This is a genomic window from Paenibacillus sp. GXUN7292, assembly GCF_050864975.1.
Lineage (GTDB): Bacteria > Bacillota > Bacilli > Paenibacillales > Paenibacillaceae > Pristimantibacillus.
The window spans coordinates 1-25,839 of the sequence record NZ_JBOZWO010000018.1 but is presented as its reverse complement, the minus strand read 5'-3'; the positions used below and the strand labels follow the sequence as shown (position 1 = coordinate 25,839).

24 protein-coding genes are annotated in these 25,839 nt (G+C 42.2%); all 24 read right to left on the bottom strand.

Annotation, left to right across the window (positions count from 1 at the left end):
* Positions 1–7 precede the first annotated feature (7 nt).
* The 24 genes from ACRRU2_RS15590 to ACRRU2_RS15475 all read right to left on the bottom strand — a co-directional run bounded on the left by ACRRU2_RS15590 (position 8) and on the right by ACRRU2_RS15475 (position 24,668).
* Positions 8–1,873: a site-specific DNA-methyltransferase gene (locus ACRRU2_RS15590; RefSeq protein ID WP_432503058.1), complete on the bottom strand. Its 1,866-nt coding sequence runs from the start codon at positions 1,871–1,873 to the stop codon at positions 8–10.
* 23 nt (positions 1,874–1,896) lie between these two features.
* A complete protein-coding gene (locus tag ACRRU2_RS15585) occupies positions 1,897–2,553 on the bottom strand; it encodes a DUF4391 domain-containing protein (RefSeq protein ID WP_432503056.1) in 657 nt (218 codons plus the stop codon).
* Positions 2,550–4,658: a helicase-related protein gene (locus tag ACRRU2_RS15580; RefSeq protein WP_432503054.1), complete on the bottom strand. Its 2,109-nt coding sequence runs from the start codon at positions 4,656–4,658 to the stop codon at positions 2,550–2,552. Before ACRRU2_RS15580 ends, ACRRU2_RS15585 begins: the two co-directional genes overlap by 4 nt.
* A gap of 90 nt (positions 4,659–4,748) precedes the next feature.
* A complete protein-coding gene (locus ACRRU2_RS15575) occupies positions 4,749–5,804 on the bottom strand; it encodes an SNF2-related protein (protein ID WP_432503052.1) in 1,056 nt (351 codons plus the stop codon).
* 135 nt (positions 5,805–5,939) lie between these two features.
* The gene (locus ACRRU2_RS15570; RefSeq protein ID WP_432503169.1) at positions 5,940–8,915 is read right to left on the bottom strand and encodes a UvrD-helicase domain-containing protein; all 2,976 of its coding nucleotides are present in this window, start codon (positions 8,913–8,915) and stop codon (positions 5,940–5,942) included.
* A complete protein-coding gene (locus ACRRU2_RS15565; protein ID WP_432503050.1) occupies positions 8,861–9,244 on the bottom strand; it encodes a UvrD-helicase domain-containing protein in 384 nt (127 codons plus the stop codon). Before ACRRU2_RS15565 ends, ACRRU2_RS15570 begins: the two co-directional genes overlap by 55 nt.
* The gene (locus ACRRU2_RS15560) at positions 9,237–12,140 is read right to left on the bottom strand and encodes a PD-(D/E)XK nuclease family protein (protein ID WP_432503048.1); all 2,904 of its coding nucleotides are present in this window, start codon (positions 12,138–12,140) and stop codon (positions 9,237–9,239) included. Before ACRRU2_RS15560 ends, ACRRU2_RS15565 begins: the two co-directional genes overlap by 8 nt.
* Positions 12,141–12,232: 92 nt before the next feature.
* Positions 12,233–12,586: an HIRAN domain-containing protein gene (locus tag ACRRU2_RS15555; RefSeq protein ID WP_432503046.1), complete on the bottom strand. Its 354-nt coding sequence runs from the start codon at positions 12,584–12,586 to the stop codon at positions 12,233–12,235.
* Between the two features lie 126 nt (positions 12,587–12,712).
* Positions 12,713–13,663: a helix-turn-helix transcriptional regulator gene (locus ACRRU2_RS15550; RefSeq protein WP_432503044.1), complete on the bottom strand. Its 951-nt coding sequence runs from the start codon at positions 13,661–13,663 to the stop codon at positions 12,713–12,715.
* An 89-nt stretch (positions 13,664–13,752) separates the two neighbouring features.
* Positions 13,753–14,097 (bottom strand): hypothetical protein, encoded by a 345-nt coding sequence (locus tag ACRRU2_RS15545; protein ID WP_432503042.1) that lies wholly within the window; start codon positions 14,095–14,097, stop codon positions 13,753–13,755.
* Positions 14,098–14,111: 14 nt separating this feature from the next.
* Complete coding sequence (locus ACRRU2_RS15540) at positions 14,112–14,318, bottom strand: hypothetical protein (RefSeq protein ID WP_432503040.1); 207 nt, start codon at positions 14,316–14,318, stop codon at positions 14,112–14,114.
* Between the two features lie 79 nt (positions 14,319–14,397).
* Positions 14,398–15,648: a vWA domain-containing protein gene (locus ACRRU2_RS15535; protein ID WP_432503038.1), complete on the bottom strand. Its 1,251-nt coding sequence runs from the start codon at positions 15,646–15,648 to the stop codon at positions 14,398–14,400.
* Positions 15,626–15,979, bottom strand: a complete 354-nt coding sequence (locus ACRRU2_RS15530) for a hypothetical protein (protein ID WP_432503035.1) — start codon at positions 15,977–15,979, stop codon at positions 15,626–15,628. The genes ACRRU2_RS15535 and ACRRU2_RS15530 overlap by 23 nt, the downstream gene beginning before the upstream one ends.
* Positions 15,980–16,153: 174 nt before the next feature.
* Positions 16,154–16,873 carry a hypothetical protein gene (locus ACRRU2_RS15525; protein WP_432503033.1) on the bottom strand — a complete coding sequence of 240 codons (720 nt, stop codon included), beginning with the start codon at positions 16,871–16,873 and terminating at the stop codon, positions 16,154–16,156.
* Positions 16,874–17,602, bottom strand: a complete 729-nt coding sequence (locus ACRRU2_RS15520; RefSeq protein WP_432503031.1) for a hypothetical protein — start codon at positions 17,600–17,602, stop codon at positions 16,874–16,876.
* Positions 17,603–17,608: 6 nt separating this feature from the next.
* Positions 17,609–18,055 (bottom strand): hypothetical protein, encoded by a 447-nt coding sequence (locus ACRRU2_RS15515; protein WP_432503028.1) that lies wholly within the window; start codon positions 18,053–18,055, stop codon positions 17,609–17,611.
* Positions 18,056–18,071: 16 nt separating this feature from the next.
* On the bottom strand, positions 18,072–18,998 hold the full coding sequence (locus tag ACRRU2_RS15510; protein ID WP_432503026.1) for an AAA family ATPase: 927 nt from the start codon (positions 18,996–18,998) through the stop codon (positions 18,072–18,074).
* Positions 18,999–19,429: 431 nt separating this feature from the next.
* Positions 19,430–19,807 (bottom strand): hypothetical protein, encoded by a 378-nt coding sequence (locus tag ACRRU2_RS15505; protein WP_432503023.1) that lies wholly within the window; start codon positions 19,805–19,807, stop codon positions 19,430–19,432.
* Between the two features lie 158 nt (positions 19,808–19,965).
* Positions 19,966–20,148: a hypothetical protein gene (locus ACRRU2_RS15500; protein ID WP_432503021.1), complete on the bottom strand. Its 183-nt coding sequence runs from the start codon at positions 20,146–20,148 to the stop codon at positions 19,966–19,968.
* A gap of 263 nt (positions 20,149–20,411) precedes the next feature.
* Positions 20,412–21,155, bottom strand: a complete 744-nt coding sequence (locus tag ACRRU2_RS15495; RefSeq protein ID WP_432503019.1) for a hypothetical protein — start codon at positions 21,153–21,155, stop codon at positions 20,412–20,414.
* A gap of 564 nt (positions 21,156–21,719) precedes the next feature.
* Positions 21,720–22,445, bottom strand: a complete 726-nt coding sequence (istB, locus tag ACRRU2_RS15490) for an IS21-like element helper ATPase IstB (protein ID WP_432503017.1) — start codon at positions 22,443–22,445, stop codon at positions 21,720–21,722.
* Position 22,446: 1 nt separating this feature from the next.
* Entirely contained in the window at positions 22,447–23,763 is a 1,317-nt protein-coding gene (istA, locus tag ACRRU2_RS15485) for an IS21 family transposase (protein ID WP_432503015.1), read from the bottom strand.
* 25 nt (positions 23,764–23,788) lie between these two features.
* Positions 23,789–23,938 carry a hypothetical protein gene (locus tag ACRRU2_RS15480; RefSeq protein ID WP_432503013.1) on the bottom strand — a complete coding sequence of 50 codons (150 nt, stop codon included), beginning with the start codon at positions 23,936–23,938 and terminating at the stop codon, positions 23,789–23,791.
* Positions 23,939–24,299: 361 nt separating this feature from the next.
* A complete protein-coding gene (locus ACRRU2_RS15475) occupies positions 24,300–24,668 on the bottom strand; it encodes a hypothetical protein (RefSeq protein WP_432503010.1) in 369 nt (122 codons plus the stop codon).
* Between the last annotated feature and the right edge of the window lie 1,171 nt (positions 24,669–25,839).

The following is a 25,839-nucleotide window of genomic DNA, read 5'->3' as shown; positions in this document are numbered from 1 at the left end:
ATCCTCCTTACAACACTTGAATTTCAGTGCTTGGGGAGAGTAGCTTGAACAGTTCTTCGACATTGATACGAGAAGAATCATCTTGGAAAGAACTATCACGGAATACAACGCGAAGAGGTTGATCCTCAGCGATTTTTTTGATGACTGACTCTGATACCTCATCATCGAAACAAGCAATCAAGGAGTTGCCTGCAACATAACGGACGGTTTTACCTTCAATTTCTTTGGATTCCATAGGTAGTGAAAGCTCTAGTCCGCACTCCAGCATCACTTGGATGAGCAAGTCCTCGCCAGTACGATCTTCCTTGATATTCGTTGCCACATCATCCAGATTCAATTGGCCCAAACTGTCCGGCGTGTAGTACACATCCTTCATGTTGCTAGAGTCCACTCGATATACACGGAATCCGTAGTCAATGTCTGCTCCTGTTTCTTCTTTTATTTTCTTAGCAGCACGGCGGATTCGTTCTTCTCCAATTTCGCAGATTGTCTTATACCCATCTTTGAAGGCTTCAGTACTCTCATTTATTTGTTCTGGTATTTGAACCATAATAAATCTACGTGTTCCACCATCTTCTGAATTCAATTGTATAACTGCATCAGCGGTTGATGCGGAACCAGAGAAGAAATCTAGAATGATATCATTGTTTTTACAATTAGCGATTTGCAATATTTGTTTCAACAATCGAGTTGGCTTAGGTCCATCGAAGTATCCCTTATTATCAAATAATTTTTTTAATTCTTGCCGTCCTTCCTGATTGTGACCCACATCCTCATGAAGCCATATTGTCAAAGGAACCATTCCGTCTTGCACGTCTTTCAAGAACCTCTTTAATCGCGGGGTATTGTCACCTGATTCACCGAACCATATCCGATTATCTTGAATTAACTTCAGCATATTTTCTTTTGAAGTAAACCAACATCTTCCCCTAGTTGGAAAAACTTCTTTACCACTTGGGGTGATTATTGGATAATCATAATTCTCAGTATATGTCTTTACCGTTAGATCCCCAGACGTCCATGCCCCTCTTGGATCATTGTCAGGATTTTTATACCTATTATTTGATTCTTCTGATCTAGGAAGTAGTTTAATGTTTAATGAGTCAATATTTTTCGCATAAACAAGAATATAATCATGATTGGCCGAAAAATACTTTGCGTCATTCTTTGGAGAAAAAGCCCTTTGCCATACAATAGTTGTAACAAAGTTGCTTGAACCAAATATCTCATCGCACAACTTTCGTAAATTATGCATCTCGTAATCATCTATACTAATAAATATAACTCCATCATCTTTTAATAAGTTCCTTGCTAATTTGAGCTTTGGATAAAGCTCAGTTAACCAGTCACTGTGAAATCTCCCATTAGACTCGGTGTTTTGAAACAATCGAATGCCAGTTTCATCAACCTGTCCGGATTCTTCCAAATACTCGTCTTCTGATGCAACAAAGTTATCTTTATAAATGAAATCTTTTCCCGTATTATACGGAGGGTCAATATAGATACACTTCACTTTGTTCAAGTAAGACTCTTGTAGAAGCTTTAACACCTTAAGGTTATCGCCTTCAATATACATATTACGTGTTTCATCCCAATTAACACTATCCGATAATAAGGGTCTCAATGAGTTATCAATAGAACAATTTGCGGTGAGAACTGCTTCCTTTTTCCCCGGCCACGTCAATTGATACCGTTCTTTTTCACCTTCAACAAGGTAGTCGGACAATTCCTGTCTCAACAAATCAAAATCAACCGCTCGTTTGATTGTTCCTTGTTCATCCCTTGCCTCGGTAATTACGTTAGGAAACAATTCTACAATCTTGTCGATATTGACCTGAGTCAAATCAGTAGATTTCATTGTCAACTTATTCATTATTCAATTAAACCTCCAGTTACTTAGTCGAGAAGTTGATTCAGTTGTTTACGTTTACGTTGCAGTTCCATATTCAATTCAACCTTGCTATTGAACTGCTTTTCACTGCGAATCTTGGATTCTAGCCGCTGACATTCTAGCGTCAGCTTATCTATGCTGGCTTGTCGCTCCAGAACAGCTGTAAGCTCAATATCTGGCTTCGAGTTGATCGGCAGCAGTTGACGGATGATGTTTTCGTAGACCGCCTTTAGATCAAGTCCTTGAACGATGTTCAGCTTCACATCTTCTACAGGTTGCCATTCTGATTCATGATAGGAACGTACAACAGATCGGTTATCGTCCGTCTGATTCCGTTCCTTGTAGGCGATAGCGAGTTTTACCTGATCTTCGTAAATGATGACATGCAGAATGGGATACGGGATCGCCTTGTCGATGCTCCGCAACAGATCAAGTGAGTAGGTTCGCTCCTTCAAGTGAATCTCAAACACCTGAACTTCCTCAATGTCATCTTTCGGTTCCAGACGGATCGTTTCTTTAGATAGTTTGTGCTTCCAGATGATCGATTCGACTTGCTCAGTAAACAGTTCCTTCAGGTGCTGATTCGCATGGAGCTTCTCATAGAATTTGTTCTTCGGAATCTTACGATTCACAAGTGTGCTTGTTGGTAATTGAAGCATCATGCATTCACCTGCCGAATGACAACAAAAGTAATGAGTTCAAAGTCTTCAAGCCCTTTGACCGAATCGATTAATGCTGTTGTGCCTCCTGAGATGAACAAGCTATCCAGATCGCCTTCTTCCTTCACCTGAACAATGGAGCGGATTGCTTCCTCCAGCAGCATGGAGTAGGCATCCATCCTCCTACCGTCTTTGGTCGCTTGATTGAAGCTATGGCAAGCATCTAGAACGGGATCTGCTTGTCCTCTACATAGAGCACGCAGGACATCGAGTGTCTTCTTGACATCTATATGATTAATTATGACTTCACCATCATCACTCATGTAGACCAGATAGAAGGGATGCAGACGGTTCTGCTTGTCCGGGTTCAATTCTTCATTCACATTGCGAAGAACGAATATGACGCCAGGTTTAACACCTTTTTCTTCATCAGCAAAAACAACAGTATGCAGTCCGCTTGGCACGGTATCAAGTTCACCATTCTCTTTGACGTAGTTTACGAAATCCATACGGAAATCATTAAGCCCTAAGTCCGTTATGGATACTCCCGTGTTCATGTCATCGAGATCAACAACTTCGTTCTGCAAACGATTAAGCTGCTGCTTCCGGTATTCCAGATCGCTGGACTGATTAAACAGGACGTTATCGTCGCCGGTTGCTGTCATATCCATAATCACCATACGATTCTCAACACGTTCTTTCAATTGAATGTACTCATCTAGCGTCATGTTGGGCCAGAAGTTCACCAACTGAATGGCTTTGTTTTGAGAGCCAATCCGATCTATTCGTCCAAACCGTTGGATAATCCGTACTGGATTCCAGTGAATATCATAATTGATGAGAAAATCGCAATCCTGCAAGTTTTGCCCTTCAGAGATGCAGTCGGACGCAATAAGTAGATCTATTTCGCCCTTTACATCTGGCATTGTCAGTTTCTTTTCCTTAGATCGCGGCGAGAAGCAAGTAAGCAATGTACTGATGTCATTTCGCAAACCAGCGGTATTCTTATTCTCATCGCTACCAACAATTTTAGCGGTATCGATGTTGTATTTTATTTTCATGTATTCGGATAAATGGGTGTACAAGTATGCCACTGTATCGGTGAATGCACTAAATATGATAAACTTCCGATTACCTGAATTGATTGGCTCACTAATTTTTTTATCGATGACTTGTTTCAAAACATTTAATTTCTCATCATGTTCAGGCGTTATTTTCTGCATTTCTTCGTGAAGGTTAGACAGAATATTGTAGTCGTTCGACAAGTCTTCTTTCCATCGAAGCACGTCCATATCGGAAAGATTAATCTTAATCGTATCTCCGATGGAATAGTCATCATCAAGCCAGTCGTCATCATCGAGATTAGCGTCTTCTATTTCAGTGTATCCAACTGGATCTGATTTTCCACTTTGCTCATACGCCTCAATTCTCTCCAGTGTCTGACCCAGCTTGGAAATAATTTTGGACAGTGTCAACCGAAACGATTCTACCGAGCTCTCTAGCCGTTTGAGCAAGTTGATCCTCATCAGAAGCTGCAAGCTGCCTTCCCGATCCAACTGCTTAAAGCTCCCGCTTCCACCCTTAACACTTGTATCGTACAATTCTTCATACTTTCGCAAGCGACTTGGTTGAATATACTTGAATGGAGCATAGATGCCGAGATTAATTCTGGACAACTCCATAAAGATATCATTATAACCAATGACATCCGTTCTGTCGGTCAGATCACAGAACTTGGATATAGGCGGTAGCCGCTTAGGAAATTCACCGATTTCCTCAGATTTGTAATACTTCTGAATGTGCTTCCGAGAACGAGCTATCGTCAGGCTATCCAACAGCTCAAAAAAGTCGAAATCCAACATACCAAGCAGCGTCTCTGTCTTCCGCTCAGTTGCATCCAACTTGGACCATTGGTTAAAGGCTGACTGGGCCCGCTTAAAGATATCGTTGATGCCTCTCTCAGTGCCCAGCTTATTATTGATTTCTTCAGGATTTCCTTCATACGCCAAAGCAAGCTGGTTGCGAAGATCCACGAACTTATTATTCACCGGGGTTGCCGACAACATCAATACTTTAGTCTTGACGCCGCTCTTTAGTACTTTCCACATCAGCTTCTGATACCTTGTCTCCTTATCTTTCTTCGCTTCGTTATTGCGAAAATTGTGTGATTCGTCGATCACGAGCAGATCATAGTTGCCTCAGTTCAGCCTGTCTAGTGGAATGTCGTTAGATTTGCCTCTCTCACGGGAAATGTCCGTATGATAAAGTACATCGTATCTTAGTCGGTCAGCGTACAGAATATTATTGGTCACGTTCTGTTTATAAGTGAGCCAGTTATCGGCAAGTTTCTTCGGACACAGCAATAAGACCGATTTGTTACGAAGTTCATAGTATTTGATGATCCCGAGAGCAGAGATTGTTTTACCTAAACCTACACTATCTGCAAGAATGCATCCATTGTATTTTTCCAGCTTATTAATCGCACCTAGCACAGCGTCTTTCTGGAAGTGGTAAAGACGTTTCCAAATTTCCGTTTCCTTGAAGCCGGTTGCTTCGTTTGGCAGTATATCTTCTGTAATGTCTGACAAGAATTCATTAAAGATATTATATAGAATGACATAATAAATGAACTCAGGAGAGTTCTCTCTATACACAGATGAAATATGCTCTGCTACCTGATCTGTAACGTCTTCAAGCTTGCTCTTATCGTTCCAAAGCTGATCAAAGAGATCGATATAAGTTTTAGTAATTGGAGCTTCATTAAACTTATTGACCATTTTTGAAAGTACATTACCTTTCTCGTAACCGAGATCGACTGTTGTAAAACCATCCATTGGCATATAAGTATAGGTTCCGTTTTCCGACTGCAAATTTGCCATTCCTTGCATGGATCCAGAAGTGTTATTTGACTTGAATTTGACCTTCTTTCTAATCCATTCGCTGCACTCTTTTGCAATTGATTTCAGTGTCATCTCATTCTTGAGTCGAATCTCAAACTCTGTACCGTATAAACTCTTTTCTCGACTCCTTTTCGGAATATAAAATTCCCGTTTTTCTTTCTTAAAACTATCTGCAACGAAGGTAGGAGAAGTGAAGATGAATCTAACTTCATCTACCTGATTCAGCTCTTTCATTAACGCTTCATATGCATAAATCGAGAAGCATGATGCAGCTATTGACAGCTTTGAACCCTTACGGATCGAATGCTTTAAATCATCGCCAAGAAGTTGGCTAATATTATTGATGACTTCCATAGTCCACCTCAAGTTCTGTCAAAAGTCACTTAACCCTTTTCATTTCGACAATGTATTAGGAATGTCCTTGTTTTTGCGGTCATACATTACCACTTCACGCAATTGAGACTACCTAAGTATATGCATCCTAGAATGTCAGGATAGCTTCACATAGCACCTTTGTCCCGTAAAGAGCAGCCCAGCTTCTTTCACCTTATAACCAAAAGTCTCTTCCCATTCCGACGCATAAACCTGCACCTGCGGACGGTAGAACTCAATGAAAGTCTGGAGCTTTTCTTCTGTTACACTATCAGTCTTAAAGTCAACGATGACCCAACCGTCTTCTTCCTCGAAAAGGAAGTCGATAACCCCACGAACATAGACATGCTCAATCGAAGCTGTTCCTTCCGAAGCAGCTGCAACCTCTTGTGCGACACCCCTAACATCGCTAAACAAGCTAACTTCATCAGCCCGTTTGCGAATCATCACAGGTACCTCGAACAACCGCCGACGCGCACGCAGACTACGCTGCCAAAGCTCGCTGCCCAGCACATCTTCTATTGCCCAAACAGCTTCGCTGATATACTCCGAAGGCATGCCTTCCTCATCCGCTAAAAAGCATACCGCATCTCCAAGTTCCTGCTCCGGCAATCCTTTACCGAGCATTTCAATAGCCCGGTGAACGACGCTCCCGAATGCCATACCTTTGCCATCTGCGGACCATTCTGGCATATCGCCGATTGATTTGGTCTGGTCGGTTACTGACAGCACCGCGTAAGTAGGCTCACTAATCGCATCTAACCTCTGATTCCGAACCTCCATCACGTTTTGTAAATCCGCCCCAATTGTCAATTCAGTCTTTTTCTCCGGCTTCATCGCAGGTACATCCAACTCGCGTGCAACATCCATACCATCCATAAGCGGAGTCCAAGGGCACTTTGCCGGTTGATCAGGATACAAGCTAATAACGAGTATTTGCTTCGGACGCGTAGCGGCGACATATAGCAGCCGGTCTTTCTCCGCACTTGAAAAAGCACGCTCCCGCTCGTTCATTTCATTCCAACCTATGGGATGAGCGATCAGCTCCGTTTTAAACGACCCACTCGATTTACTAATGGTAAAATAGCCTGCAGCCGGATCATTGGTCCGATCTATATACTGTGTCGCATCATGATCGGACTCCCCGCAAGGACATGCCAAGAACACAACGGATGCTTCTAGTCCCTTGGCTTTATGCAGATTCATTATGCGAACGGCTTGATTGCCGCCGGCGAATAGACTAGAGGTCTCCATTCCTCGGCCGGAGAGCATACTCTCAATCATCTGACATAGCACCGTCCAGCTAGAGCTTGCCGCCAAATCGCTATAAAGCATTTGCAGCATTCTCACCAATGTTCCTGCACGAACCGACCCCGAGGGTAACTCCGATACGTAAGGCAGCACACCTAGATCATCAACAATATTACTAAAAGCTGCCGCCGCGCTTAACGTGCGAGTCCAATCCAGATATAGTTTTAACCTTTTAAGAACAACAACTACTGCTCTTGCCTCATCGCCGCATGCCTCCAGCTCTGGCAAGTTAAATAACGAGAACCGAAAGCCTTCCTGCTTGTATGCCCATAGCTGCCGATCGCTTAAGCCGAACAGCATTCCTCTCATCACCGCAAGCAATGCCGGTTTATCTGCTGAATCTTCTAAGCAGCGGGCTAGCTGCAATAGTGCCAGCTGTTCTTCATATATCGTTGAGCTGCCAGAAGTATCTGCTGGGACGCCGCATAAGTCCAATTGCTCCGCGTATACATGGATGAACTCCCTTGTTTTTGTTAATATTAAAAAGTCACTCGGAACCGCATCTCGGCTTCCTCCATCACGTTCTGTAATCTGCAAATTACCATTATGACACGCCCAAGAGATATATTGTGCGATTTGCTCAGCATCCGCTTGTGCAACTGCAGCTTTACCGCCTGTCATTTTGGGATAATTAAGCACGTAGATACCATGTGGCGTATTATGAACGCTTTTAGGATCGTCTGCACATGTCTCCATCCTAACAAACGCAGCTTGATGCTCCGATTCTGAAGGCGGAAGTTTGCCGACAAACTGGCCGTTTATGAAATCACCGATGGATTGTGCGGAGCGGAAATTGGCTGTTAATTTTAAAATCGAGCCACACTCCTCGATCCTCGCCTTGACTTCGTTATATATAGAAATATCCGCCCTGCGGAAACGATAAATCGACTGCTTGGGATCCCCAACCACGAACAAAGAACCCGGCTGAGGTGTAAGCTTCCGCCAGTCTTTCTCGAATCCCCCATGCTCTGAAGTTCCTGTAAGCAAAAACATCAGCTCAGCTTGAATCGGATCCGTATCCTGAAATTCATCAACAAGCAGCCTCGGATATCGTTCTGCGAAATACGCTCTTACTTCGCTATTTTCTCGCACCAGATTAGCAGCTTCCATGAGCAAGTCTTGGAAATTCACTTTTCCTGCATCGTAGCGGCAATCCTTGCAATAATTGAGTATAGGCAGAACGAAACGGATCAGCTTCGGATACATATATTCACGCCATTCCTGTAGGAACGGAAAAAGTACATTGATTTGCCAATCAGAAAAAAGCTTCTTCATTTCACCGGCGTGTTCTTTCGATGTCCACCTGTTAAGCGTCACATCGAGTTTGCGGTCAAACTCCTTTGCGGTCTCGAGGATCCGCATATCATCCGACAAGTCGATGTACCGCATCTTCTGACGTGTCTGTCGAACAAGCTTTTGAACCGCATCCCAGCCCTTTTCAGGCTGGGTAGTTGGAATATAGGGCGCCGCAGCATCGATTAATGGGAATAATGTATCCCGAATGCGATCAAATCGTGGCTGCTCCCGCTCCTCGCAAGGAAGCTCGACGTCAGTAAACAATGACACGCGATCATATACATCTCGAAGTGTATTAACATCAACGCGGAGAGACAATAATTGTTCGAATTGGATTCGTGCCTCACCCTCAAGCTCTGCCATATAAGCATCCCAGCAGCTTGCCCGAAATTGCATATCGCTTTCTTCGTCCATTTCTTCAAAGGAAGGATCTAGCCCTGCCTCAATCGGCCGTTCACGTAAGAGCGATCCGCAGAACGAATGTATCGTACCGATAAATATGAGGTCAAGATTCCAATCGCTTCGAACAACCGCTCGTGCTCCAAAGATTGCTCCTCTGCTCTCCGAAAAGCTTTTTCCAATGCCAGCCGGAAACGTTCCTTTAGCTCATCCGCAGCTTTATTGGTAAATGTAATGGCTGCAATTTGGTCGACTCTAGTACCTGATTCGATCAGTGCAAGAAGCCTGCCAACCAAACTGGTCGTTTTGCCTGATCCAGCTCCCGCCTCAACAAGAAATGTCGTATCTAAATCGTCTGCAATCCGATCACGGTCTGCTTGGTCAGCAGGCGCCAGCCGCACCTTTTGCTCAGTCAATACCCTCCACCTCCAGCAATCTGCTCAATACATCCTCGTTCATAGATGAATTTCGCTTCATCTCCATCCATTCAGAATGAGGACCACAAACAGCCTGATAATCACACCATTGGCATATCTTCGAATCTTTAGCTGGGATGTAGATTCCACTATTTCGAGATTCCAGCAGCTTTGCAACGATGACAGCCATTTCTTCTCTCCGGTTCTGGGTTCGCCTTACGTATTCGCCCCGCCCGCGCTCAGTTGGAAAACTATATTCAGCTTCTACAACTCTAGCTTCCGGATCCATGCCTGTCTCACGAAGCCACTGCTCTGCTGCGAGCGAGTACAATGCATGTTGCAGCTGTGTACCTCCACAGAAATAATCCGAGTCCTTATATTTGCTAGTACTGCCTGTTTTGTAATCGATAATGCGGTACTCATGAGGTCCGATGCGATCAACTCGGTCGACGAAGCCTTTCAGCTTTATGCGAATCCCGCTAGACAAAAGAACCTCTATCGGCTCTCCATTATGTGTTGTGAGCTCCAATTCGAATAGGAATGGTTGATCTGTTTTATCGACTTCACTGCGATAAAATACTTCTGCATCACGCCGGATCTCTTCACATTCCTTGGTGAATACATGCATACTAGGTGCAGGAATAGACAGAGCACTCTCTCTAATGATTGTTTCTACGATTTCATCCAATCGGGTTTTATTATGTTGAGCAGGTCTCTTCCCCTGATCCGTAACTTCTTCTAAATACCTTCTGAAAACATCATGCAGCAATGTCCCTCTTTCGCTGGCTTGCAGCCAGCGAGTACGATCGAACTCTGTAATCTCCTTCGGGCGAAGCTTCAGTATGTAATAAAAATAATATTGCAGCCCGCAACTCGCATATTTCTCCAATTGACTTACGCTTACGGTGCTGGAGCTAATACCATTACCTGCTTCTGGTTCTTCAAGAATGGCAAAGGGATCCGCTTCTAACCACCCATCATAAGCAGAAAGCTCTTCGCCTGAGCGATGAATTTGAGCTGAGTACCCTTGCGCAAGGGCAGGATACGTGACAAGTATGGATCTCATTCCATTCTTACTATTGCCATCCGCATTCCTCAGCACTTGAGCCCACGCATCCATTCCATCAAGCGGGACAAAGCGATCAGATGCATGCAGTATATCCATTACACTGTGTGGTTCTTCTAAAGAATGCTCCAATGCGCCAAAATCCAAAGAAGGATTTTTTGACTGCAGGCGTAAAATTTGAAGCATTTCAAACGCCGGGCTTTGGATCTTCTGTTCAGCGGTATCATAAGAAGAATAGCTTAACCATACTTCTCCCCGTATCAAAGAGAGTCTGGATTCACGTTCGCACCTAGCCTTTTTGGCGCGTTCTCCTATTGTTTCTAAGCTCAATGACAACGCAATGCGCTCTTGATCCAATAGCAGCGGATCTTGTACTGCTGCTATACTCCAAGCTCGCTCATCCATGCCTGCTATCCAAGTTTGCTCTCTCCCGCTATATCCGCCATTATGCAAGGAGCTGACAAAGATAGCACCAGGTTTTGGTGTCGATGAGACATGTATCCGAATTCTGCTTAATAGTTCCTTCACATACTTAATAGCTAAATCTATCGGCATAGGTTCTGACGGACTTTTTATGTAGCGTTGATTGAGCTCCTTCAAGGCTTCCCCAACACTGGCATCATCCGGTGACTGAACCGGAACGTATTTTTGAACAAAATCTGTCACCCAACTTAACAGTAAGAGCGGATTCCATTCATTTCCTTCGGGTATTCCATTAAACAAACCGTTCATTATTTCATACAAAACTGCACCTTGCTCTTGATCTTCTTCACTCATTCTGTCTGGACTCAGAAGTGCAACATATCTTTCTCTTCCCCAGCCTACTCCAGATTTCTCCAGCATGTGAACCCAAGCACCGCGGGACCACTGTACATCTGCAATAGATATATAACCATGTCGGAGCATTTCAGTGAGCCTCTTTACTGGGTAATCTTCCTCAATCCAATTCAATATCCCGATAGCTGCTTTGCCAGCAGAGCAAAATACTAGCGGCAGTCCATTGGAGAACGTACATGTAACCCCTAATGTTTTGGCTTGCGAGTAAATAATGGGTGCATATTGTTCATAATTAGAAACAATAATTTCCGTCTGATCAAGAGCCAAGGCTCCTGAAAGTATTCTGCGAAATCCTTCTCGGATTTCCGCTAAGCTTCCGGTTGCTCGAAACATGTTGAATCCATTCATTGAAAAATTTTCGTTTATGTAAAAAGGAGCTTCCGAATCAAAATAGCATAAGCGGCCGCCAGATATCTTGTCGATCATACGTTGCTCCACCTGCGTCCACCCTGTCGGTGTAACGGCCAAATAGACGATATCGCCCGCTCCCTGCTTCAAATATTCGGTCAATCCTGCCTCGTCCGTCTGTCTATGTTCTTGAAGATAAGCTTCATATCTTACGAGTAATTGTTTCAAATAATTACCTTTATCTAAATTAGTAAATTGCTCTGCATAAACGTCGTCAGCATGGATACCACCAAGCCGCATTTCCAAGATGGCGCGATAAACTTTACTAACAATACCCGGCTTCAACATAGAGCCCGTGATGTAGCTGTCCGGATCTTCCTCGGCTACTTGCTTCATCAATAGACGGACCACCCAAACAGCTTGACCCTCTTCAAGTAAACTTATTTTTCTGCGAAATAACTCTAACTTCGCTCTTGCTGTTACTATTCCACGAAGTGTCTGTACTTCTATGTTATAAATCGCCCCATAACGTTTACATAGCTGTTCGAGCAGTTGGTTACCTGTAGCATAGGTATCAGCCAACAGCACCTTTGGAGTCAATGGAGCCTCATTGATTTTTTGATATACCTGATCGATAAGATCCATAATTCAACCTCCCCGCATAATCCATTATACCTACTTTCGCCAGCAAACACTCCATCACCTTCCATCAATAGGGAAGAATTGAGGTAATTAGATTATTTTCTTGAGAATGTAACATCTGTAATCAAATTAATAATAAATACTTCCTCAGATTTAGGAGTTAGTTCTACAATAACCGTATCTTTTATCACAAAACGTACAATTCCGCCTACTTGATGCTCAAAGGAATCATAAATACGGCCGGCGCTTCTGCATCCTTTCGGCACTGTATATATACTATTAGCAACATAGCCAATTTTACCGATTGGGGGTATCTCCACTCTTATGGCTTCCTGATCGTATGGGTTATCCGGATCTTTAATAAGCTGTACGAGCTGGCCCGGCTTTAAGAAACTCGTTCCATAATAATGGTTCAAACCTGTAATTGCGACGTAAACTGGAATCTCCATATTCCCCACCTCTTTCCGACTAAGACTATCCCTATTATATAAATAAGTATGGACAGCAGGGTGTCAGCGAATATACGTTCTATAAAACGAAATACCTCGCAAGTAACTTTGCGAGGTAAGGAAATATTACTGATACATTCTAATCCATTCTGACAATTGTTGTTTGAGTGATTCCCGAACTGCCTTAGGTTCTAGAATCTCAGCTGAAGCCCCGTATTGCAAAAGCCATCTTAGAAACTCTTTTTCGTTATTGACTGTTACTTCGAAGATAAGGCTGCCATCTTTCTGATCCTTCATGCGAGGATGTACAAACAACTCCTCTTCCTTGATATAGCGGGCTACTTCGGCGTTAAACCGGACTTTAAATGTAGTATTTTTTTCCCCGCGATCAACAGACCAAGTATTTTTTAAGTATTGCTTAATATTAAAACCGCTTTTATCGAAAGATTGATTCAATATCTCTACTTTTTGAAAGCGACTAATTCGAAACGTCCTAATCCCTTGCTTTGAATGACAATAACCAATTAAGTAAAAACGCTGGTCACGCGGAATGAGAAAATAAGGATCAATTTTCCGTTCCGTCGTTTCATTACGATATTGAGCATGATAAATGGTATCCATTGTCTTCTGCTCCAAGATAGCTTGAATAATTGGTTGTAAGAAATTTGGATTCTCTTGTCGGTAGGCAGGAGTACCCATTTGTATAATTCCTGTAATATCTTCGAGAATATGATTCAATTGAGACTTTTCCTTGCGATGTGTTCCCATAATCTTGTCATATGCGGTATCAAAACCGGGCGGTAGATTCTCTTTGTCCAGCATGGATGGAAGCAAAGAAAAGACCAGTGCCTCCTGCTCAGTAAAGTTAAGAGGATACAGGAAGAATTTACCCATAAAGCGATAACCTGTGCCTCTTCCTTCTCTAGAAACAGGTGCAATTAGCTCAAGTATATCCATATCCCTATAAATAGTGCGAATGTTCACTTCGCATTTGAAAGCAAGATCTTTTGCCGATATTCCAGGGTTTGCTTGAATTGCATTTATGATGTTAAAAATGCGAATGACTTTGTCGATCATAAGAATCCCCTCAATTTCCCATAATAGGTAATACTCATTATTACTATCGTATCATGGTTGAGGTTATTTCTGCACATATCTTTAGAATATTAAGCCTTTTCCTCGACTGTCTTTTCTGCCGATGAATTACTTTCTGCTAATCTCTGTGTGTAATCTCTCCTTTTTATTTGAAGCCATTGTTGTTCTAACATTAATTCATTCTTTTCTTTTTTTAGACGAGCCATTTCCTTTGAATGTTTAAGTGATAGTATTTTATCTATCCCCTTATAACACATCCACGGAAGCCAAAACACTATTCTTACCATAAATATTAAGATCAGTATGGTTTTGTCATCAACAAAACACCGTAGAGAAGCAATATTCAGACTCTTGCTTTTATTTTCAAGCTTAGCTATTAATTTGTACATATTTTTAATATTTTTATCAATTTCCACCGCTTCGGTGTCTGCTATCTCAGTACCTTTATATTCTCTATACAGATTTTATATTCTTGAATGGTATCCAAGCTTGCTTTAATCAACTCCTCATTATCTTTCAATTTTTCGAGTGACTTTTTCTCAAAATCTTCAATGGTTTCTCTTTCTTTTAACGCGTAAAAGATTCCAATGAGGATATACGCAATCCCAAATACAGTAAAATAGAAATTAATGTCCATACATACACCTCACTTTAGATGCACATTCTTTTTCTTAAATATCAAGATCCATAATATACATCTATCGCTAAGAACGAATTCACTGCTTTCGTTTCATTCGGCGATACTTTTCTTGATGAAGCTCCTTACGCTTCTTACTAGAATACTCGAAATTTTCCAAATGACTGTACAGCTTCGCTGATTCCTCGACCATGACCAGGCTGTTCATGGTCACCGACATTTGGAGCATTTGATCCGCCTGGGCTTTCAGCAGTTTCTGGCCATGTTCCATATCCCCTTGATCAAATGCCGCCATGGCTTCTTCGATAACCTTCGCAGATTTGGTCAGCTCAACCTTCTGTAGCACTTCGGGGTTTCCGGGCACGTGCAGCAAGTTGATATCTGATGTGAAAACAGCCTTGACATCAATGGTGATGCTGCAAGCTGCAGCATTCTCCGTCACATCAACGTACTCCCAATGTAATTGGAGCACATTATGTTCACCCTGCGAATGGGGAAGAAAAGCCAATTCTACGAGAATAGATTTCACTTCATCCTGATAAAAATCGCCGGTGTAGATTACGGGATGCCCTGCTTGATTATCCGCCGGATACCCATAGAGTCCTGCAATTTGTGTTCCTTCTGACGGAATCAACTTAAGCTTTACATTCTGAGCAACTACGGAAAGCAGCCCATGCAACTCTTCCTGAAAAATCGCCGGTATGTTTTCCGCTTTATCAATATAGTAGAAGTTGCCACCCCCATGCTCCGCAATGCCTTCCATTAATTCTTCATCGAAACCTTCGCCGATACCCAAAGCACTGATCCCTACACCAGAAGAACGGTATTCCTTTGCAATTGCGAGAAGCTTCTCATGATCCGTGATCCCTTCATTGGCATGACCGTCCGACAACAGAATCACACGGTTTACCATGCCATCGGCCTTGTTCTTTAGAACATGTTGCGCACCTTCTATTAATCCTCCGCTAAGATTCGTTGTTCCACCCGCTTCGATTGAATCGATACGCTGCTTGATCAAATCCTTGTGCGCCACTTTTACAGGCATAAAAACGGTTCTGACATGGTCATCAAATGCTACAAGACTTAATAAGTCATTGACATTCATTTGTTCTGTTACAAATTGACACGCTTTTTTGCTGTAACTCAATGGTTCTCCGGACATAGACCCGCTGCGGTCCAGTACTAGAGAAAGATTGATTGGAGCTCGGTCTTTGGCGTCTTTTGACCCTTCGCCCCCATGAGCTCTGATGAGGAGATAAATCTTCTCCGTTCCCCCTGTCGGCAAAAATGGCTTACTCCATGAATGGTTAAACAAGACAGTGTGATTCATCTTGCATCTCCTTCCTCCGAATAGATTTCTTTATCTTCTTGGCAGCGCGGCTGTTTTTGGCCGTTACATAATTCGCCCACTTACGAAGACTGATATATTCCAAAATTCCAAGACATGTGATTAAAATAACGGTATCTGTTTTTTCATCTAACTCATAACGCCAATAGGTCTGATCAAAGCAGACCGCAGGTTTTCCTTTCCACATTAAAAAACAAATCTCATCTTGCGGAACCTTCTTTAAACGATTTTGAAACTGATAGAAGTCGTATTGATAGGTTGCTGCTCTCTCTTGATAACGTTCGAAAGTATGTTTCGTTATGATGAGCTTCATTTGAACTACCCCCTCCTTCGGTTCGTCCTCGTACCCCTATCTTAATCCTTCTCTTGGACACCAGCCTGTCAGCGAATAAATGTTCGCAAACAAACCCCGCTTCTTAGCGAAGCGAGGCTGCATCATCATATTAACTTCAATGAATAAAAAAATCACTTCTGGCTCTTCAGCTAATCACTGATCAGAATAAAGCATATCCACAACCTCAGGCAGCAGTACATTTTCATCATCGTCGAATAAGTACAGGTTTAAATCACTATTCAATAAGATTAAACGATTCACGTCATATTCTCGTTCGGATGGCGCATCGGCATTCAGCAAGCTGCTTGCCGCGCTGCGCATAAATTCACTGCCCTCGCATAATACCGATAATTGAATATATTGCTTCTTTTTAAAGGCAGAATAGAAATTGCGCAGGGTTATTCGTTCAAGCTCATCCGCTAATAGAGAAATCTCTTGATGGATGGAGCCTAGAGCATAGTCAAATTCATCTACGTCTTCTCCAGCCTCCAGCAGCGCTTGGCGCATCAGCTTGTATCGATAGAATACTCCCTGGCTGAGCCCATACAGCTCTTCGAACGTTTCTTCATCATTATCTTGCAGCAACTCCAGCTGTCTGATGTTTAATCCATTCCAATAACGGAGCGCAGCTGCAATAGTGGGCTTCTTCGTTTGCAAGCTCCCTATACAATCATCTATGAACTGGTTGAAATACTTGGTGATCTTCAACACTGGCCCAATGTCAAATTGAACAGATTCGAGCCAGTCTAAATAGGCTGCCCATAGCAAGCTTCTATTCTCTTCCTCGTCTATTTGCGGGGATGCGCCACCGTATATCCCACAGCCAGCTCCTGCTACCCGGTCCATCATATAGTCATAAAATGAGTTTATCATTTACATTCCTCCGATTCCCATTATATCGTTCAGCTCTTCACGCCAGAAAAAATGATCCTCCGTTTCGTAATTAGCATCCCAATCCAGCAAATTACGCAGCTCGCTTGTTCTAACTGGCACTTCCCATACCACAGCTTTATTCAGCAACCTCCCGAGCGGCGGCTGCAATTGCTGCGCAATTTTCTCCAGCATATGGATGCAAAACACCTTGTTTCCCAAATGAGCAGGATTCAACTGGCCATCCCTCTTGTAGTATTTCGGATGATTATCCAGTACGTCACTCTTCATCGCTTGGATGATTCCCTGAACAGATTGATGCAGACACTCTATACCCCCATCCAGCAGATCGCTATTGAGTTCATGGGCATCCAGCCAATTATATGCTCCAACTAATGCGTCAAATATTCCTTTTGACAGCTCAAGCAGTTTTTCATTATCCCTATCTCGTGATCTTCCCCGCAATAAAGCAGAAAATGAGGTCACATATCCGCTGAAGTAGCGAAGCTTATGATCCGCATGCTCAACCGAAAAGGAGCTGTATTGAGCTAGCGCATCGGCTATTTGATCAACGTCGTACAATACCGGTGCTATGTCAGTACCAGCAGCCTCCAGCCTGTCCAACAAAATTACAAATCCCTCGCCTATGCTAATCTCTCTATCGCTTCTGTTTTGAAGCTGAAGAATAGCCCATAGCCACAAAGGTCTTTCCATCCACTCATTTTTATTCATTATGACTCACTCTCCTATATCCTTCATTGTATAGCTATCGAACTCAACGCTTAGCTGAGCCAGCTTTTCGACTTGTTCCTCTGTCAATAAGCAGCACCGTTCATTTTTTTCAAAAGCTTTATAAGTGTATTTCAACTGATCACCGTGCCGCGTAAACCTCATTTGCACCTCGTCACATGCCCGTCTAATAATATTGCGCCATTCCGGCTTATAGCTTGGGTCCTCCGGCGGAAACAGCGTCCCGTCTACCACTTCATCCAAGCATTCCGGAGTAAGCTTGGCGATCATTTCATATATCGCATCTGTCAACGGCATCGTCTCGCTGGCCTCCGCCCAAAGCTTCTCATTGTCCGGAAAAGCTTGCATTGAGCTGGTAAATCCGAGCTTATTCCAGCTCATTCTTTGATTCTCATAAGCCCCGAGACATAGTAAAAACGCTAATTGATTTTGCATAGTATAAGCAGCTCCTTTAATAGAATCCTATTTTCCCAATCGATGTAGAGGGTTTGGCAATACTGTGTTCTGCCCGCCATATCTCGTCCTCTGCAAGCTCAATATCTACTGTTTTCAAGGTTTGCAGATCGTTGTCGTCTCGCTCAGCCATATAGCTGATAGCTGTCTTAAATAAACGGCGCATCAATCGTCCATTGCCTAAATTAGCCGAAGGCAAATCTGCCATGCGTTGCATAAATCTTCGAATGCAATGATGTGCCTCATCCATGCTCTCTACTTTCATTTGTTCATTACTTGCTAAATATGTGAAAATACCGCATAATTCTTCTGCTTCGTAATCTTTGAATTCAATCGTATGTGTCAGTCTTGAACGCAACCCAGGATTGGCATGCTCAATAAACCACTTCATCTCTTTCGGATACCCTGCGAATAATACTAATGTATCTGGATTATTTTCCATTTGACGAATAATTTCTGACAATGCCTCCTCAGAATATCCGCCTGCTTGCCGATTATTCATTAAACTGTAAGCCTCATCAATGAATATCGTTCCACCCTTTGCAGCTTCAAATAGTTTAGCCACTATAGGCGCTGTCCACCCTACATACTGGCCGATCAAATCTTTACGCGAAACCTCCATGAATACATCATTGCTAAGCACCCCTTCTTCACAATCTACCTTCTTGCTGATGCGGTAGCCCCTTATTTTTGCTGCATCAAGCAGCACTCTTTCGTAATAAGGCAGCGATGGTCGATCCAATGAAAAGAACGCCATATTAGACTCAAAAAGAACGGCTTTCTCAAAATAAGCAATAGAATGAATAGCTGATTCTTGTATATAAATTAGAAAGCGGCTCGCTTGCTCAAAATATTCGAACGGCTCTTTTACTAATGTGGAAGACATGAATGAATCTTCAACTACAATAGGATAATTGCCGTGCATCCAATAAGACTCTCGAAGTTTTCCCTCATTCGCGTATCTAAAGTTCAAAGCTCCAAACCCTGAGGCTGCTTACTAAAACTGCTCGTAAACTCATGCGCCGATATAATCGGAAGCCGGGCTAAGCTATTATTTTCAAATTTTAATTTTAGTAATTAATATCAAACGAATAAGCCCAAATAAGAAACCCCACCGACCAAATGGTCAGTGGGAATAATTACTCTATTTAAGGATATAGCCTTTTTCCACAATTAAAGTCTTTAGGGATAGCACTAACTTTCATTTTTTTTGTATATGATCCACGAGTATTATCATTTTCAAGCACTAATTTTACTAACTTCCATTCTTCGATTACTTTTGCACTTAGCTAAATTGAAATTCTAAAAGCGTGACCATCTGATAAATATAGACTATCTGAAGGTAATGTAATCAGCTCAATTGCAGTGATTTGTTATATCTATACTTTTATACTGAATATCTGGAATATCTTGATTAACTCCATTCACAGTTCTTCTACTCCATTTTACGAATTCCCCCTCTGGAACATAATCCTTTTTACTTAAAGTGTTATCCGTATCTCGTACCGCAATAACTACAAGATCATGTAATGCAGGGGGATACATTTGATAATTTATTGGAATCTCTTCTTTTGAATATGGATTAAGTGTGATATCAATGTACAAATTCGACTTATCTTCAAATATAATTGGAAGCATTTTATAATTTAGGAATATAAATATCCTGTATAAAATAAATTCTCTTTCTTGTTCGAAATATTTAATTTCAGATAATTTGGAAGATTTAAAGAACATTTATGCAACACTAGTGATTTTGAATACATAACGCAAAATTATTAATAGAATGAACAATTCGTTCCCCTTCAGTAAGCGCAAAAGTGCCCCGTGCTATGTGTATGTAAGGAGTAAGCCCCTTCGACCATTGTCGCTGTGACGCATTGCGATAAGTGAAATTATAAAACGCCTAATAAAAATTGACCAACCCCTATTAATAAAGATAATAAAAATAATGCTAAAATAACTAAAACTACTACCTTAATTAGCTTCCATCTTTTATTTTGCGAATTTAATTGCTTCTCAATTGTATTTAAACGATTTTCAATATTATTTGGAACTTTATGATTATTATTATTCATGCGTAATCAATCCTCCTTTTAATTAAATAGCCATCACTCTGCCCGTAGACGATTACTCCGATCAGGTGCGTGAACTCCGCGACCCGGCATACATGCTGCGTTCCTAACTGATCATGGCATCCCCCCTTCAAGCCATCTCTAATTCCGAGAGGGTTTCTTTAGGCATTATTACAGGTACTGCTCCTTTTATATCAATATCAAAATACCACTTGCTTTATGCGAAGTGGTATTTTGATATTGATGAAAAGTACAACACAGAAATGTTAAAAAGACATATAATGTGACTCTGGCAGTGTAGTAATTTCTCCAATCCCTTTAACGATTATTGTAAGCGTTCTATCACCTGCAATTCTTGCCCAGCCTGTTTTTTTATCAGAATTAATCCCATGACTTGTTCTAGCTGGAACGTGTGTCCATGAGTTACCAGGATGAAAGCCATGTAATGAGCTACCCGTCTCCAAAATTTCTAAATATTCGTGCGTACTAGAATCTTTTTTTATTTTTACAGAACCTGTAATCCAAGAAAGATTAGCACCAAATGCAAGTCCATCACCCCAGATCGTTTTGGTAGCCACATCAGTATAGGTACTTGAACTAGTGTTGTTTAATGCACTAGTGTTGTTTGCCGAACTAGGAGAAATAGAAAGAGGACTGTTGTTTGTACTTTTCCCTAAATCAGCATAATAACTCAGTAGAGCTGCATACTCATCTAAATTATCAACTATGATTGCGCCATTATCAAAACCACTATCAAATTTCATCATACTAGTAGTAATATTTGATTTTTCCGACTTAAATCCAGTAGCATTTAGCACTTCTTCTTTGGACTGAAATTTTCCCTTGACTGCATCGATATACTCTTGAGGTACAACATCAAAAACAGAAACTGTTTTCATATCAATCGTACTTTTGTCCTGAGTTATTGACTCCGAATCAGCAAACGAAGAACTTGCCAGTGAAAAAATAAGTACTAGCGAAAAGAACAAAGAAATAATTTTTTTAGACATGTAATTCCCTCCAATTTTTTTGTTTTATATGTAAATTTCAATGGTGTATGAGATGACCTTCTAAAACGGAATATTGTAGAGTAACTAGCGTTGCACTTCACAGTTTACTGGAAATTATCTGTATTTGTATACTAGTTATTCCATATTATACATACAATTTCCATAGGTCGAAACTATTAATTTAATTATGTTTTTTTGTCTTAATTTGTAGGAGAATAAGATATTTTATAAGTTATATAATTTTCATAGGTCAAAACTATTAATTTTATTATGTTTTTTTCTTAATTTGAAGAAAAATAAGATATTTTGTAACTACTTAGGTCTATTAAAAGCTAAACTGGCTGTTAAAGCGTCTGTAAGAGAAGAAAGAACGGGACAATGCTGTTTGAGCAACCAGACACTTTTTGTTTGATCTAGTCCATGCGAAGCGGGTATCCCAAAGAAACCGGAAAATGGCCGGTTTGTGAAGCGCCATACGAGCTCCGTCCGCGCCTGTGTTTTGCGAGTGAAAAGTGCTTAGTTTTGCAGCCAAAAGTGCCGAAGAGACCTGCCAGTAACCTTTTGCTACATGGGAATACGATCCATTGCCTGCTTGAAGCGAAAACTCTCACCCGTAAAGGAGAGAATATGAGCGTGATGAACCAAGCGATCCACAAGCGCAGAGGTCAACTTGGTATCACCAAACACCGATGTCCATTGGCCAAATTCCAAATTGGATGTTACAATCACGCTTTGCCGTTCATAACAATCGGCGATGACGTTAAACAACAGCTCAGAGCCGGTTTGGCTAAATGGCACATAGCCTACCTCGTCTAAAATGAATAAATCCGCTTTTTTGAGTTTTTCCCGGAATCGGCTTATCACTCCTGATGCAAACTTTTCTTGCAGTACAGCCACCAGATCCGACGCCCGGTAAAACTGTACCGTCTTTCCCCGGCGACAAGCTTCCACGCCCAAAGCTGTTGCCATATGCGTCTTGCCTGTACCTACCGCGCCCATGAGCAGCAGGTTTTCTTTGCGTTCCAGCCACTCTAGCTCCCGGATTATCTCGTGGCTGCTTCCGCCAGGAAACGAAATGTGGTCGAACACATAGCCTTCGAAAGTCTTAATGTGCGGAAATCCTGCTTGTTGCACCAGCTTTCCTAGCTTGGCACGGCGTCGTCCGTCGAGTTCCGCTGTAAGCAATTGCTCCACGATGCTCTTCACTTGCTCGTCCTGTTGAAGCGCTACATGATCTACCACATGAGCCAACCGAAGCTGTCGGCACAAATCTACTAACTCCGTCCTCATGTCAGCACACTCCCGTCAGTCTGTTATAACGCTGCAATGAAAACTCGGCTTGAGTACCTGGCGGTGAAATCGTTTCTTGAAGGGTTGCCGGTATATCCCGACTCCCGTATTTCATGCCTAGGATGGAAGTGACACGTTCCACGTTCACTTCCGAACCAAGTAAATCGAACGCTTCCTGAATCTGTTCGATGGCATATACGCTGCACCAGTGCGTGAGCGCCCGAAGACGTTCTTTTCGTAGATCCAGATCGGTGACGGTTACATAGTGCTGTAACGCCTCGGGCAGCATGCGAATGAACGAGGAATGCGTGACGCTTCGCGGCTTTCGCAGTAAGTTCGCGAAGACCTGTTGCCATGGGATGTCCGCCGTTCGCCCTGTGTATGGCCGAGGAATTTCTCGTACCAACTGGTGGCTGCTGTTCAAGATGACCAAACGATCCCAAAACTTTTGAATCAGTACCTCACTCCCCGGCGACAGCATGCCGAGCAGAGGAACCGTTGTTTCCTCCACACGAATCTCACCATATTTATTGACCACCGCAGCGGTCAGGCGAAACGCCTCAAATGGGACTGCCGGTAAGGTGAGCAGCTTCTTTTGTTCCTCTTCCCACAGTTCAGCTATGCTGCTGCCTTTGGCGTAATGCTTTCGATTTCGATCCTGCCTCGCTTGCTCAGCAAAAGTGGCGGCAAGTTGCTCATGGCTTTCGTAGACAGGGATCGGAACGGCCCAATTTCGTTTGGAGTAACCGCATTTGTTCTCGACATGCCCTTTTTCATGTCCGCTGTACGGGTTGCAAAAAACAGCTTCAAAGCGATAGTGGGCGCAAAAGCGCTGAAAACCATCCGTTAATTGCCGCTCGCCTTGCTTTTCAATATGGACAACGGCAGCAGATAAATTGTCGAACCAGATCCGCTGCGGAACGCCTCCCATTTGTTCAAAGCATTGCTTCAGGGCTTCTAAAAAGCACTCCTGGTTCTCTGCCGGGGTTGGGTACACAAATGCTGCATTGCTGTAAGGAAGGGATACGACCAACAGCTTGTAGGTCAGTAACTGGTGCCCCCTACTAACTTCCATGGTGGTGAAATCTACTTGCGCTTCACCCGGTGGATGTTCTAGGCGCTCATAGGTTTTGGCTCGTTCCAGCTCGAGTTCGCTCTTTCGTTTGCTTACATAAGCGAGCACGGTTCGTTGTCCACCTGTAAATTGATGTTCATCTCGCAGCCTCTGAAAGATGCGCACCCCCGTATGCCGCTGTTTACGAGGGAGCAGCCGATCTTCCTCTAGCCATGTGTCGACGATGTCCATAAATGGCTCCATGACGGGGCTTCTTCTTTTCTTTTTTTCAACCGGTTCGTTCGTTCCAGTTGGTCTTATCTGCGTATTTTTTGGCTGTCCGCCAATGAATGCGTGCTTGCTTTGAAATCTCATTTATTGAAAGGTCTTCAGATTCACGTAAAAATTTGATATATTGTTGTTGAGGCATTTTCAGCATCCTTTCAGTCTCCTTCGTCTGGTCTTCGCAACCCTAACGATAGGAGGGATTTGGGATACTGGCAAGTGCCTTTTTTGCACTTTACTTCAGCATTTTTACGCTGCAATCTTCGGCACTTTTATTATGCAATAAACACGCGCCCGCTGGTCTCCTCAAACCTCCGTTTTTCTCTCTTTCTTGCTTACCTTCTGCGAGAAGATCATCGTAATGTTCACAGATGGCGTGGATCACTTCTACGAATCAGTTTTTTTCGTTATCACTACCAAAAGTACCTACCCATCGATGTCCTGTAAAAAATGGTCTTCCAAAAAACGAGTAAAGAAGGACAGCGGATTTTTTATTACTCTCTTCCTCTTGGACATTATCCTACTTCGTCTTCTTCGAATAGAGTGAAATCCTTTACATTGGTTTCGCCTGAAATCTGTTTTAAAAATTGAATCGCATCTTGATCAAGTTGAACTTCTATTAAATCATTCCGTTGAGGATTGTCATTAAATTCAATTTCATCAGGAGCTTTGATTTTTACATTAGCGAAATCCTCATTGTCTTGGAGTAAATCCATTTCGTATTGTTCGATAATATCCGCAGCTTCCATTCCATTAAACTCAGTAGATAGATTCCCCCACTTATTTCTCCACTTGGGATCTATCACCGAGATCAACATTTGATAATCGGAATTATTATCAATGTTCATTTTCCCCTCAATATTTTCCGTATATGTTACATTCATAACTTCAACCCCTAAAAAGTAATGTATATGTTAAAGCTACTAATAGCTTGTATAAAACAAAAAACCTATTAGGCAGAATCATTCAATAAAGAATGAATCACCCAATAGGGTTTAAATCTCTCAAAAAGGCTCGTAAGAGCAAATAAAAAAAGGTTACTCCCGTAGTTTATTAGACAATTCCCGATACCGCAATGTAAAATTGTCAACACCTTGAATAATACTTTTTTGCATGTCCAAGAGCATATCTGACATTTCATTTTTATAGTTTCTACATCTTCTCCATTGTTTAACCTAAATATAAGAGATATAAGAGAGATGCCCCTAGATCCGTTCTTGCCTTAAGGTATTCCGCAACCCTACTTATGACACGGCCCAGTATAAACAGCCTCGTCCTGGTTGGTTTTTGGAACTAACCTGTCCCGTAAGCGTAACGAGAGAGCGAACCTTAAGCATCACTTGTTTCTATACAAGAGTCCCTAACAAGTAAACTAGAAACACGATAATACTAAGGATTAACATAATTCCTCCAACCTTATAACACAAAGACGTTCCATAATCATTTGGATATTTCTTTGAAATCATCACTGCTGGCAACCAAAATACAATAGCGGACATAAATGGAATGTGATATCCATGGCTTCCATTCGTATATATATCCCAGTTGAATAACTTAAATAAATAATGGCTCAACATGAAGTCGTTTTGAAATTTAAAATTAAATAAAAACCCTAAAAATAGAACAACTATTGCAAATGATCCATAACCAAACGATCTTTTTATTGTCACTCCACTTCACCCCCATTGCAGATTATTGACATTTGGCTGTAATTCTTGTCGATCCACTTTTTCCAATTATATACTATACGTAAAAACAGCGATTTTGTTGCACTAACCTGCCCGTCCCTCGGTTTTAAGGGTTTATCTCACATATACTCACTCATTCGCAGGATTTCATCACCATTCATTAGATATGGAGGTGGAGAAAGCTGGGAGCGGATGCCGTTAGCCTAGTGACTGAGCATGCGGGAACAGAGGAATTGCTTCAGCTATTCCTCTTTGCCTAACTCTACTGCAAACAAACTCCACAAGCGCCCTGGTGTTTACCATCCCATGGCTCGACGGGTCTATGCCCTTACATTCCATCGTCATACTTATCCAAGGTGTGGAGACA

Coding starts and splice junctions, on each gene's coding strand:
- ACRRU2_RS15590 (WP_432503058.1), bottom strand. CDS start 1,873: ATGAATAAGTTGACAATGAAATCTACTGATTTGACTCAGGTCAATATC.
- ACRRU2_RS15585 (WP_432503056.1), bottom strand. CDS start 2,553: ATGATGCTTCAATTACCAACAAGCACACTTGTGAATCGTAAGATTCCG.
- ACRRU2_RS15580 (WP_432503054.1), bottom strand. CDS start 4,658: ATGTGGAAAGTACTAAAGAGCGGCGTCAAGACTAAAGTATTGATGTTG.
- ACRRU2_RS15575 (WP_432503052.1), bottom strand. CDS start 5,804: ATGGAAGTCATCAATAATATTAGCCAACTTCTTGGCGATGATTTAAAG.
- ACRRU2_RS15560 (WP_432503048.1), bottom strand. CDS start 12,140: ATGGATCTTATCGATCAGGTATATCAAAAAATCAATGAGGCTCCATTG.
- ACRRU2_RS15555 (WP_432503046.1), bottom strand. CDS start 12,586: ATGGAGATTCCAGTTTACGTCGCAATTACAGGTTTGAACCATTATTAT.
- ACRRU2_RS15550 (WP_432503044.1), bottom strand. CDS start 13,663: ATGATCGACAAAGTCATTCGCATTTTTAACATCATAAATGCAATTCAA.
- ACRRU2_RS15540 (WP_432503040.1), bottom strand. CDS start 14,318: ATGGACATTAATTTCTATTTTACTGTATTTGGGATTGCGTATATCCTC.
- ACRRU2_RS15535 (WP_432503038.1), bottom strand. CDS start 15,648: ATGAATCACACTGTCTTGTTTAACCATTCATGGAGTAAGCCATTTTTG.
- ACRRU2_RS15530 (WP_432503035.1), bottom strand. CDS start 15,979: ATGAAGCTCATCATAACGAAACATACTTTCGAACGTTATCAAGAGAGA.
- ACRRU2_RS15525 (WP_432503033.1), bottom strand. CDS start 16,873: ATGATAAACTCATTTTATGACTATATGATGGACCGGGTAGCAGGAGCT.
- ACRRU2_RS15520 (WP_432503031.1), bottom strand. CDS start 17,602: ATGAATAAAAATGAGTGGATGGAAAGACCTTTGTGGCTATGGGCTATT.
- ACRRU2_RS15515 (WP_432503028.1), bottom strand. CDS start 18,055: ATGCAAAATCAATTAGCGTTTTTACTATGTCTCGGGGCTTATGAGAAT.
- ACRRU2_RS15510 (WP_432503026.1), bottom strand. CDS start 18,998: ATGCACGGCAATTATCCTATTGTAGTTGAAGATTCATTCATGTCTTCC.
- ACRRU2_RS15505 (WP_432503023.1), bottom strand. CDS start 19,807: ATGTTCTTTAAATCTTCCAAATTATCTGAAATTAAATATTTCGAACAA.
- ACRRU2_RS15500 (WP_432503021.1), bottom strand. CDS start 20,148: ATGAATAATAATAATCATAAAGTTCCAAATAATATTGAAAATCGTTTA.
- ACRRU2_RS15495 (WP_432503019.1), bottom strand. CDS start 21,155: ATGTCTAAAAAAATTATTTCTTTGTTCTTTTCGCTAGTACTTATTTTT.
- istB (WP_432503017.1), bottom strand. CDS start 22,445: ATGAGGACGGAGTTAGTAGATTTGTGCCGACAGCTTCGGTTGGCTCAT.
- istA (WP_432503015.1), bottom strand. CDS start 23,763: ATGGAGCCATTTATGGACATCGTCGACACATGGCTAGAGGAAGATCGG.
- ACRRU2_RS15480 (WP_432503013.1), bottom strand. CDS start 23,938: ATGCTGAAAATGCCTCAACAACAATATATCAAATTTTTACGTGAATCT.
- ACRRU2_RS15475 (WP_432503010.1), bottom strand. CDS start 24,668: ATGAATGTAACATATACGGAAAATATTGAGGGGAAAATGAACATTGAT.